Consider the following 11,446-nt stretch of genomic DNA (forward strand, 5'->3'; position numbering starts at 1 on the left):
TTATTTTTAGCGTTTGTTGATATTGTAGGTGTTTATTATTCTGCCACTGGCATCTTTCTCAACGACATTCCCCTGTTGTGCATATTTGTAATGCTCGCTTGTTGTTGTTATAATTTTAGAGGCATCACTAGCCGAAGCACAGTCTAAATAAATATCCAATGGGTTAGATTGGTAAAAATCTCCTTTCTCGTTATCCAAAACCCTATATTGAATGGTTTGATAAATACTGTAGCCCGACTTACAATAGTTATTGTTTATATAGAATACCTCTCCACAAAATGTGTTCTTACTTCCTGTAACGGGCATGTAAGATGACCATTGGTTGGTAACATGGTTGTATGTTCTATAGTAATAGCTGTAATTATTGTGAAGTGGCTTAATAACATAAGGCCTAATGCTATATTTGTTGTCCTCGCCACAACTACTGTAGTTGGCAGATATTTCAACATCTGCCCATTTGTCCGTGGAAACAATGAGCTTACAACCGGCATCAACAATTTTTTCTTTGATGCTTATAGGCTTACCATCAGCATTGGGCACAAGCACTTCAACAACCCAAACCTTGTCGTATAATCCGTTTTTAGACTCGCACGGCATTATTGTAAACGGCACCTGTTGCTCTACGCCTCCGTCTATAAAATCTGAGAACGTATTGGACTTGTAATCTGTTAACCAACGCCACTTAATAGGCTGTAACCCCATGGCCTGTAAGCTTTGAACCTCTTCCAAGCAAGGATGTTTCACTCTAAAGGTCTGCATAACCTCACTTTCGCCCACCTGTAACAGTTTAGCCGAAAGCATGGTTTTATAATCCAATGGACAAGGCTCTGTAACGGTTGTACCAGGGTTGCTGCCATTTGGTGGAAGATCCCTACCGTTGTCATTACAACATCTACAATCCTCCTGTTCTGGCCAGTTGGCTACAGCATCAGAACCATTTTTGTAATTGTAACGGTATTTATTAAGCAGCTTAAACCCTCCGTTGACTAAATCATTTTCCTTAGAATTTGGGTTCTCAATTTCTTGATACGTCTTGTATAGGCGACCAGCTTTGTCATAAACAAACTTTTTGGCCATATTGTTCCCGTCCAGAATATAATTGAGCTCGTCTGTTTTATGGTCGTAAACATAACTGTTCATAGAACTGTAAACAGGGTGAATCCTAAAATCATCTACATAGACCCAATTATTTGTAGATACATAGTTTGTGTTGATAACGCCATACTGTTGGGCCGTTGTATTGTCTGGTATATCAAAATAATGGTTTAACTGTACCCAATCGCATGCAAAAACGGTTTCGCCGTTAAAGGTCTCTAGTTTGTTGCCTTTTTTAAACTTAAGGTGATTGTAGTTAGCGATATTTGCCCATACAGAAAGCTTATACTTTCCGCTGCGCATTTGTCCGTGGTTTAGCATTACCTTAACGGCACCACTGTTGCCCAGTTTTGCAGAGTATGTCCCCGTGTGTGCCATATCACTGCTTTGGTGGGATGCTCCTTGAATTTCGGGATCTAGGTAATTACCGCCTTCGGTATACTCCATACCCGAATAGTACATTTCGCTTAAGGAAGCATTGCCACTGGCAATGACCTTGGAGTAGTTGTCACTCATTTTTGAGGATGCAAAATTTCCGTTGATGTCTTTGGTCTCCACAGGGCTAGACCAATGGGTGTATGCCGTGATCTCCGATACGTTTTGCCATTTTTCCAAGCCTACACCGGTAGGTTGGTTGGTGTTCCAATTGAAATGGTCATTGTTGGCGGTAACCGATGTTTTGTATGTGCCCGAATTGGGATTGACATCGTCTTTCCAAACATAACTTTTGTGCTTGCGCCAAATACCACTTTGAGTGGTCTTGCTTCCATCGATATTTGTATAATCCCAGGTGTCGTTCCATGTAGTAATACTGGCATTTAGAGTTTGACCGCCAATGGACGTCACGGTCATGGCCTCTTGGGTCAGCATATTTTTGTTATTTGGATGTAAGGCTTTAGGACCCATTTCTGGATACTTGCCATAGGCAGGTATTTTATGTTCGTAAACAATACTTCCGTCCTTAAGTGTCCGCTTAGATGACGTGTAAGTCCCTAACCATGGATCTGGGTTTGAGTATTCAACTACAGATTTTCCTATCTGTGTGATATTTTCCACTTTCTTTAATACGGATACTTTTTCGGATTTTGTTGATAAGGCTAAATAGTGGTTTTTTATTTGGTGCCCACTTTCGTCGCCATCATTATCCTCATTAAAATCTATGGTTGTTTTCATAGATGAAAAAGTTTCAGAGAGCTCACCTTGTCTTTGAGTGTATGAATTTATGGATTTTGACATTAATTGATCTAATCCGTTAAACTCTTCTATAGAAATTAACTGCCCTATTTTTGTTAGATTTTTTTCTATTTTAATGTCCTTTGCAGTTGCATTGGAGTAATTCATGGGAACCTCTTCAACTGAAGCTTTAAATATGACATCCCCATCTATATCTGACATCTCAATATTTGGATTAAAAATAGCAAAATAGGGGTTTAATGTATAGTAATGATAGCGTGTTTTACCGACTACTTTTTCTTGATTACCAATTTTTTCAATAGCTTGCATAGTTACCCATTCATACATGACACCAGGCCCTGGTAATTCATTTTGATAAGGAACAAAGACCTCACCTCTTACGGGATTAAAAGATGTTATACCAGAGGTTCTGTTTTTAAAAGGATCGTTATAGTTATACCTAGTAATATATTCTGAGCCCAAACCATCTTTTACTACAATATCCTTTACTCGTAAACCACCTCCACTTTTACCAGGGGCTACTCTATTTGATAAAAGCTTATATTTCATTGAGTGTCTGTCGGCCGGATTATTAATACCTCCTCTTGGTGTGTTAGCACAAATACCTCTGGCTTTTTCTTCATAGACATGAGACCCCTCACCCAATTTATCAAAATATCTATTTAAGACCCTATTGCGATCATCACCTGTTAAAGTTACGCCATTGACCTTTGGAACTAATACGGTTAAGCGATTTGAAGAAACATTTGATACAATACAATTATCCTCTGGTCGTACGTTAAGCTTTCCTGTATCCGACCAATCATAACCTCTTCTTTTACGACAAATCCACAAATCGATAAAAACTCTTTCATCTTTATAGAAATAATCTTGAAAATTTACAGGACTCGAGAAACCATTTTGATTTTCAATTTCCAATTTAATATGGCTCTCTGAATTTGTTGCTTTAATTCTTAGGTTATTTTCCCAATATCGTCGACTGAAGGCTTCAACATAGAAGTCGTCCTCTTCATAATCTACTTCAATCTCTGAGCCTTGTGGGGTAGTTATTGACTTTAAACTCCAAGCCACAACAGAATTTACAGATTCATTATTTTCTCCAAGTATTTCATTTCCATATTTATCTTTTGGATTACCTTCTCTAAAACCCCAATTGTCTTTATTTGCTCTAACATATTTATACTGTTTTGGAACATAGGGACTATTAGGGTATAAATTTTGAAAGACTTGGTTATAAAACTGACTTTGTGTGTTAACTGGTAATTCTTCAAGTGTATTTTCTTCATGTACTGCTTCTCTGTAATGGTAATCAAATACATATGGAGGCATGTAGTCGTATAGTTGAGATTCATTCGCACCAGGTATGCTACCTCTACCATATGTTTTTACACTTTCTAGAGTTAGTCTTCCGTATTCTGGGTTTGGACTGGAAGAATTTGGAAAGGATGGGTAATTACCATTCGTATCATTAATGTACCCCGAACTAGGGGTTTTTTTAGCTAAGCTATAAGAATGATTAAATTTAATAACTTTAGTAGCATTGTGATAATCAAAATTAACAACGTCATTGACGTCGATAACATTGTTGCTAAGGTGCATCTTGTGGCTTTTTGAATTATCTGGTAATTACTCATCAAAAAAACCATTAGGTTCGTATCTATTTGGATAGACCTCTGAATTAATACCTGATAATGTTCCATTTCCAGAGGTTTTATCTACAGATACTATGCTTTCAGGCTTATTTACAATGATAATTTTATCTAATTTGAGTTGATACTCTTTCTCATAACTTGCTTTTTCGGTATAGTCAGTTGTCGGACCACCGTCAATTTTATTTTTAAAAAGGTGGTTGGGTTCGTAATTATAATCTGCTGATGTACCAAAAGCATCATGACGAATATCTTTAACGAAGATAGCTGATTGATTTTTTGATACGATCTTGTCTAGATAGAACAAATCTTTTCGTCCTTGCAAGAAATGTCCTGGGTCTGATTTCTCTACCTCATTATCAATATAAGTTGAATAATTTTTCTTTGATTTATTTGTTAAACTTAATATTCCCCCATCTAAGTCATACTGTTTGTTGTCATATGGACTCCGCCATGCAAAAGCATTAGACCACTGTCCGTGATCTAATCTTAACCAATACCCAAAATCTCCTTCATCTGGGAAGTGGTTGCCATCATCGACGTAGTCAGGACCTGTTATTGCAGTTAATAACCAATGTGTTGCATAAGGTGTACCGTCGCGTTTTGAATTAGAATTATAAATACTGGTATTATTTGCGTCAAAATTTAAAAAACTATGTTGTATTTGCTCATACTGATATACTGGTTGCATAAAATGGTATGTCTTACCATCAGGGGTAGTGATTTTATAACCCCCAATACCTTCAGCCATATAACCTTGTGACAATCTTGATAATGAGGAATTATTGGTCTTTAAGCTTGATGGTAGCAAAACCCCTTTTTGCTGAACATTTGCATAAGTATTTATTTCTGCATTTGTATAAACTTCAATGTAGGATCCTGAACGTGGTCGATTGTTTATGGATGAACCTGTATTTATGAAATTATTTATATTTAAAGTGGTACCAGTATAATTATTAAATGAATTTCCAGAAACAATGGCGTCTTCATTAATTTGCCCATCAAAACTAAAGCTAAGTCTATTGGAATTTGTTTGAGCTGTACTTAATGATTTGCTTGGAATTAAATTACCTGTACCTTTAGCGTTATGATAAAACACTTTAGTCTTATCATAATTACCATCTACAGCCGAACCATCATAACCTTCTCCAATGAGAACAGTGTTTTGCCCAATTATAGGCACCAAGGCCCCACCAATTCCTGTAGCATTGATGTTGTACGAGTCGTAACCTGCGTAAGTAAAGTTTAGTTTCTCAGGACTTTTTCTATAGTCTGATATAAAATCCGATTCTTGTCTTGGTAGTTCTTGTTCGTATACATCACCAAATACATTTCTTCTTTGATAATCGTCAAAAGAGGTGTTTATACTGCCTGGTAGATAATCAGATCCAATTGACGTTTCGTATAGTGTATTTACATTGTGATATAAAGCTCCATAAGCATATTTTCTATAGGCATTTTTTAATGAAATTTTAGTTTTAGTATGACCAAAACCAAAACTAAATATCCCTATAGTGAGCGGTATGTAAAATCCTTTGGTATTATAGCTGTAGTCACCAGCAGAAAAACTATTCATGCTAATCCCTGCACCTCCACCTCTTGCATCACCACCTTTACTACCATTACTTCCACCTACTGAAAAAGAACTACCTATTCCTTGGCCAGAGATAGACACGCCCATTCCTGCGGAAACATGATCAGATGACCCGCCCACGCTGATGTTTGCTGCCAATCCACCTCTTTTTACATTTCCGCTGATACCTATGCTGCCACCAAATGGGCTTTTATCCTTATCTTCAGCTACATCACTTATTTTTCCAAATGCCCCTTTAAATGTCTTTAATGGGTTTATACCGACCCCATAATTACCATTGGTATCAATACTCGCACTTACCGGTCCCACCGAGGCAGAAACAGAACCTGATATGGATTTATTGGAGCCCCATGACAAACCAACTCCTACCTCAGCGGCCTTAGCAACACCAACACCGACATTGATACTATATGAATCAATTTCACCTTGAAGATATGTTAAGTTTAGTCGTCTTCCCAACCCCCAATCATCTGGGTTTGCTGAAACCCCTCTTGCTATTGTTCCTGTATTGATGTTCCAACCCAATCCAACCCAGGAAGCTTCCATGTCCATAGGTATCCCCGCATGGTACGATAGTGTTACTGGAAAACCATCTATTTCAAGTAGTGGTAAAACATAAGACATATCACCACTTGATAAGTTGACCATATCCGTAGCATTGACAGGTTCAAAAGCCGATGCCTCTGGAGCATTCGGGCCATTATTACTGGCCCATAATATGTTTACAGGTACAATTGATGTTAAAAAGTTTAGCGTTAAAAAAATAGCTATATACTTATGTCTAGGTCTTGTTTTCATTATTCTTATTTGGTGTTTAATATTTTATGTAAATCAAAATTTAAGGATATAATAGCTCCTAACCACTTACTATTTTTACTGCTGTCATTAGCTGTCTTGAAAAAAGGAGTTACACCATAATCGAATTTGGCTTGTACGTCGATGTAATTTAAAATTCGTCGACCTATACCTAATTGTAAACCAAGGTTAAATTCTTCGAACAAATCTTTAACATCAGCGTTATCATTTTTGGCTTTAGTTAAGAAAGAAAACCTTTATTGTATTCTACTCCAAAATTATATTTAAAACTTGGGCTAATTTCTACAAAGCCTAGTTTGGTAGTTGGTGGGTTATCAATTACGTCTTGTTTGATTTTTGGGGAACTGTAACTTAACTCTGCTTTTAACCCCATCTTTTTATAGAAATTATACTCTAAATAACCCCCGAAACTAACAGCGGGATTAGCATCAGAGCTAAATCTTGCTACCCCAGTACCATGATTATTATTGACCTCATAAAAAAGACCCCCAATAGTTGGCCCATAAGATATGTTTTGAGCTAAACTAAAATTTACAAAAACCGTAAGTGCAATAAATGCTAAAGGCAAGTTTTTCATAATCATTAAAATTTTAATTTTGGTTCATCAATTAATCTATCAACACCCACTTTAAACCTCACCTCTCCAGTGTACAGTCCCAAATCCTCTATGGTAAAGTTTAAAATGTCTTTGCTGTTTAGTTGTTCTTTTGTTCTAGGATATACAAACATTATCGTTGTGGCCCTTCCCATACCATATAATCTTGGGTATACAAAATCTGCCAACTCTAACGTGTCCTTACTTTGTGTAAACAGGTGAACTTTTTCTCCCATACCAAAAGCCAACTGGTTTACCATGGCACCAAATTCATTTCTATCCCTAGGCGCCGTACTCAATAATTCTTGATTGTTTTTGCTCATGCTTAGATTAAAGTAGATATTGTTCTTATACTTGTCCCTTAGTTTCCTTACCTCCTCTTTTGTTACCTCCTTATCACCAAGCTCTTGCTTTACCAAAAGATCGGTTGGCCTGTACATTAAACTAAAGTCTACACCGTTTACGGTTTTGCTATGCTTATAGCCATTGGTTTCTTCTAGTAAAAAGGTCATCAGTTCTTCTTCTGAATCAAATGTGTTGCCACCACATGAACAAACCATTAAACCAATGAGTAATATGGGTATTAATCTTGGCAGTCTGCCCCAATTTGTTCTCGATACAATTTTGATTGCATCAAAATCACTCGAACTGACAACACTAAATTTTTTATTGTCCTTTAAATTCTGCATTGAGCCCTTCTAATATTTTATCCGTTAAATCTGTGACGTCATCTGCGTACATGATATTTCCTCCACCACTGGCACCAAAAATGATTTTATAGCCTTGTTTCTTGCCATATGACTTTACATAGTCGTTAATATCATTAATGATGGTTTGTGTTGCTTTTTGATCCTCTTCTTGTATCTGCTTCTGTATGGCTTGTTGGTAGTTGTTAATCTGTTGCTGTTTGTTGCCCAAGAGCTCCTGTTTTAGCTCCAGCTCCTTTTTGGTCATCTTTGAACGCTCTTTCTCATAAAGTTTTAGTTCGTTCTGCCAATCCACCATTAAACTGTCCACGTTGGCATTTAAGGTTTTTGCTTTTGTGTCGAAATCTGCCCTAACAACTTTGGTACGCTCATAACCTTCCATAAGCTTATTGACATCGACATACACAAGCTCTGATGAAGATTGGAAATAGAAAAAGGTAAAAACGGATAGTAATAGCGCAAGCAACCCCAAAGGGAGAGATAGTTTGTTCATAAATGATAGATTTTGGGTAGGTTGGCTGGTTAAATCTAAACAATAAAAAATTAAATTTCCAAAAACCAACCTTACTTTTGGTAAGGTTGGACACTTTATCTGTATTATTTGCCTTACGTCGACACCGTGGAGCTTTTTTTAACAAATTTTTACAATAAAAAAGTTGGGTACAGTTTTTGATTATTGGTTAATAACGTTAACCCCATTGACAACCGCGAACCTATGAAGAGAGCCCTCAACATAATTTTGGTAGACAACGACCCATATACAACAAAAGCTTATCCCAATATTTTAAATCAATATGGAGTCATTAATTCAGAATACAACATAAACATCTTAACAGCTAAATGTTATGATTCCGCCATAAAAACCATTAATCAAAAGCGAGAAGAGACTTACAAAAGTACAGATGTAGCTTTTATTGAGATGAGACTGCCTAGCTCCGTAAACGGAAAATACTGTTCTGGGGAAGATTTATGTGTTTATCTAAAGCAGAACTTTCCAAAAGTAAAGATCATTGTTATTACCAGCCGTTATGAAACATTAATCTTAAGTGGTGTTATACAAAACGTAAATCCAGATGCCATGCTTCTCAAAGGTGATGTAAACCGAGCTGTTATATTTGATACTTTAACAAAAACACTTAATAACCAACCCTATTATAGTATTGGTGTGCTGACTATGCTACGTAAAAAATTATCGAGTAGGTTGATTTTGGAGCCCATTGACCGCCAAATACTCTATGAATTGTGGAAAGGCACCCAAACAAAGGATTTAGTGAATTATGTACCGCTATCTATGGGTGCGATAGAAAAAAGAAAGCGTAAACTAAGATTAGAAGTAGGTGCAAAGTGTAAGAACGATGCCTTACTTGTTGATTTGGTATTGCAGAAAGGTTTTCAGTAATTACCTTTAACCTTGTCAAAAGTAAGGTTGAATTTATATATTTATAATTTTCTATTGATATATTTACAAAAGATAAACCCAAAAACATGAAAGTAGGAGGTTACAATTTGCAAGAAGTTTTAGTTGTATTGGTTATTATAGGCATTTTATTATTATTGGCCTTGCCCAATCTAATGCCTTTAATCAGTAGAGCAAAAAGCACAGAGGCACAGTTGCAACTGAGCTATATCTATAACTCCCAAACCACATATCGCTATATGTACTCTAAATATTCTGCTGACTTGAGCGAAATAGATTTTGAAGCTCCAAAAACAGTTAATGATAACGGTAGAGCTAACTACGTATACGAAATTTTAAGCGCATCCAATAATAGCTTTAAGGCTAGGGCTACAGCCATAACCGATTTTGACGGTGACGGTATATTTAATGTTTGGGAAATTAACGAGAATGGTGCTCCAAAGCAAATTGTGAAAGATTAGTGGTTGTTGTAAAAATTATCTTGATTATGAGTTTGTTGTTGGTGTTTTATCAAGATATTAAAGAACGTTTGGTGCAATGGTTCTTATTTCCTTTAATAGGGTTTTGTTCTGGTTTTCTACTTTATAATAGCTTGTTTCCCCTTGTTTTTAAAACTACTGTGCTTATCAATTTTATTTTTGTAATATTTTTATTACTATTGGTAATTGGATATTCGAGATTTAAATTAAAGACCTCAATTAAACAAACTTTTGGCTTAGGTGATGCATTACTGTTTTTTGCTTTAGCTTTCACATTTTCCAGTGTCTCTTTTTTAGTGCTTTTTGTTTTTGGATTGATATTTTCTTTGGTTTTACATCTCTTTTTAAAAAACAAGTCTAAGCATACAACTGTTCCTTTAGCAGGATATTTAAGCCTATTTTTTGCTTTTGTTTATGTGGCACACTGGTTAGGAATTCTTAAAGCAGTTTATATAATTTAAGTTGAAAGACAACTATAACATATCGACCGATTTACTACAGCTGATATCAAGTGAACAAGCTTATCATTATAGGGTTATTCCTTTTGAATCACAAAACGGTACTTTGCATTTTAAAACAGATCAAGTTTCGGAAGCTTTACAACAAGAACTGCAAATCGTACTCAATAAGGATATTCAACTCATTGAAGATAGTACCGAGAATATTCAACAGTATCTAACGGTCAATTTTAGAAAACGTAACAAAAGCCAATCCGAAGATTTACAATATAGCACTGATTTTTTGGAAAAGCTCCTGCTAACGGCAAAAGACATAGGTAGTAGCGATATTCACTTTGAACCCTACGAACACAAATGCAGAGTGCGTTTTCGCATAGATGGTAAGCTTAAGGAACAATTCATCGTTTCTCTACAGGAGTATCCTATTATAGTGAATAAGTTAAAAATAAAGGCTGGATTGGATATTTCAGAAAAGCGACTGCCCCAAGACGGCCGAATTACCGTAAAAACAAATACTGACGAATTTGATATCCGTGTATCATCCTTGCCAACTTTACATGGCGAAAAAATAGTATTGCGTATTCTTAGTAAAGATGCCAACCACATCAATTTAGAAGATCTAGGTTTTACAGAAAATGAACTCAAAATCTATAAAGAAACAGTAAAAAAACCCAATGGCATTATTCTTATCTCTGGCCCAACGGGTTCTGGAAAAACAACCACACTATATGCCACACTAAAATTATTGAATGACGATAGTACCAATATCTTAACCATTGAAGATCCTATTGAGTATACATTAGAAGGTGTAAATCAAGTACAGCTCAAAGAAAACATAGGTTTAGATTTTGCAAGCACCTTACGCACATTCTTACGCCAAGACCCAGATATTATTATGGTTGGGGAAATACGCGATGCCAAAACTGCAAATATGGCCATTAGAGCAGCATTAACAGGTCATTTGGTTTTATCTACTATACACACAAACTCTGCTTGGGCAACAATTTCTAGACTGATAGACATGGGGATCCCCTCATTTTTAATAGCCAGTACTTTAAATGTTAGTGTTGCACAACGTCTAGTTAGAAAGCTTTGCAACAATTGTAAGGAAGAGATCCAGATTACTAAAGATATATTTCCTTCTAATTTTGAAATCCCAATAGACTTAAACACACATTACAAAGCAGTGGGCTGTAATAATTGTTACCACACAGGTTACCAGGGCAGAAAAGCGATATACGAAATTATACCTATCACCAAAACATTAATTGATTATATACGAAAAAATGATTTGGAAATAGATGATTATATTGACGAACATAAAATAGGCACTCTAAAAAGTAATGCTATAGAACTTATAAAGCAGGGAATTACCTCTGTTGATGAGGTTTTTGCACTATTGAGTGATTAGCTACTTAACACAAAATTAAAAGATATTTCGT

At 36.0% G+C, this 11,446-nt stretch carries 8 protein-coding genes; 3 read left to right on the forward strand and 5 right to left on the reverse strand.

The window, feature by feature from the left end; genetic code table 11:
- Nucleotides 1-6: 6 nt before the first annotated feature.
- From KCG49_RS07735 to KCG49_RS07755, 5 genes are all read right to left on the reverse strand, one after another.
- Nucleotides 7-3,888, reverse strand: coding sequence for a hypothetical protein (locus KCG49_RS07735; protein ID WP_218545623.1), 3,882 nt, complete (start codon nucleotides 3,886-3,888; stop codon nucleotides 7-9).
- 27 nt (nucleotides 3,889-3,915) lie between these two features.
- Complete coding sequence (locus KCG49_RS07740; RefSeq protein ID WP_218545624.1) at nucleotides 3,916-6,330, reverse strand: hypothetical protein; 2,415 nt, start codon at nucleotides 6,328-6,330, stop codon at nucleotides 3,916-3,918.
- A 238-nt stretch (nucleotides 6,331-6,568) separates the two neighbouring features.
- The gene (locus tag KCG49_RS07745) at nucleotides 6,569-6,925 is read right to left on the reverse strand and encodes a hypothetical protein (protein WP_218545625.1); all 357 of its coding nucleotides are present in this window, start codon (nucleotides 6,923-6,925) and stop codon (nucleotides 6,569-6,571) included.
- A gap of 5 nt (nucleotides 6,926-6,930) precedes the next feature.
- Nucleotides 6,931-7,632, reverse strand: a complete 702-nt coding sequence (locus KCG49_RS07750; RefSeq protein ID WP_256259914.1) for a hypothetical protein — start codon at nucleotides 7,630-7,632, stop codon at nucleotides 6,931-6,933.
- Nucleotides 7,610-8,143, reverse strand: coding sequence for an OmpH/Skp family outer membrane protein (locus KCG49_RS07755; RefSeq protein WP_218545627.1), 534 nt, complete (start codon nucleotides 8,141-8,143; stop codon nucleotides 7,610-7,612). Before KCG49_RS07755 ends, KCG49_RS07750 begins: the two co-directional genes overlap by 23 nt.
- 222 nt (nucleotides 8,144-8,365) lie before the next feature.
- On the opposite strand from KCG49_RS07755, the gene KCG49_RS07760 reads away from it, so the two are divergent.
- The 3 genes from KCG49_RS07760 to KCG49_RS07770 all read left to right on the forward strand — a co-directional run bounded on the left by KCG49_RS07760 (nucleotide 8,366) and on the right by KCG49_RS07770 (nucleotide 11,415).
- Nucleotides 8,366-9,049 (forward strand): response regulator, encoded by a 684-nt coding sequence (locus tag KCG49_RS07760; protein ID WP_218545629.1) that lies wholly within the window; start codon nucleotides 8,366-8,368, stop codon nucleotides 9,047-9,049.
- Nucleotides 9,050-9,135: 86 nt separating this feature from the next.
- Nucleotides 9,136-9,528 (forward strand): prepilin-type N-terminal cleavage/methylation domain-containing protein, encoded by a 393-nt coding sequence (locus tag KCG49_RS07765; RefSeq protein ID WP_218545630.1) that lies wholly within the window; start codon nucleotides 9,136-9,138, stop codon nucleotides 9,526-9,528.
- A gap of 480 nt (nucleotides 9,529-10,008) precedes the next feature.
- The gene (locus KCG49_RS07770) at nucleotides 10,009-11,415 is read left to right on the forward strand and encodes a GspE/PulE family protein (RefSeq protein ID WP_218545632.1); all 1,407 of its coding nucleotides are present in this window, start codon (nucleotides 10,009-10,011) and stop codon (nucleotides 11,413-11,415) included.
- Nucleotides 11,416-11,446 lie beyond the last annotated feature (31 nt).

It is taken from the genome of Winogradskyella luteola (assembly GCF_019203985.1).
GTDB classification, from domain to species: Bacteria; Bacteroidota; Bacteroidia; order Flavobacteriales; family Flavobacteriaceae; genus Winogradskyella; species Winogradskyella luteola.

Bases quoted from the DNA above. Each gene is read 5' to 3' on its own strand.
- KCG49_RS07750 (WP_256259914.1), bottom strand. From the start codon at position 7,632: ATGCAGAATTTAAAGGACAATAAAAAATTTAGTGTTGTCAGTTCGAGT.
- KCG49_RS07755 (WP_218545627.1), bottom strand. From the start codon at position 8,143: ATGAACAAACTATCTCTCCCTTTGGGGTTGCTTGCGCTATTACTATCC.
- KCG49_RS07765 (WP_218545630.1), top strand. From the start codon at position 9,136: ATGAAAGTAGGAGGTTACAATTTGCAAGAAGTTTTAGTTGTATTGGTT.
- KCG49_RS07760 (WP_218545629.1), top strand. From the start codon at position 8,366: ATGAAGAGAGCCCTCAACATAATTTTGGTAGACAACGACCCATATACA.
- KCG49_RS07735 (WP_218545623.1), bottom strand. From the start codon at position 3,888: ATGCACCTTAGCAACAATGTTATCGACGTCAATGACGTTGTTAATTTT.
- KCG49_RS07745 (WP_218545625.1), bottom strand. From the start codon at position 6,925: ATGAAAAACTTGCCTTTAGCATTTATTGCACTTACGGTTTTTGTAAAT.
- KCG49_RS07740 (WP_218545624.1), bottom strand. From the start codon at position 6,330: ATGAAAACAAGACCTAGACATAAGTATATAGCTATTTTTTTAACGCTA.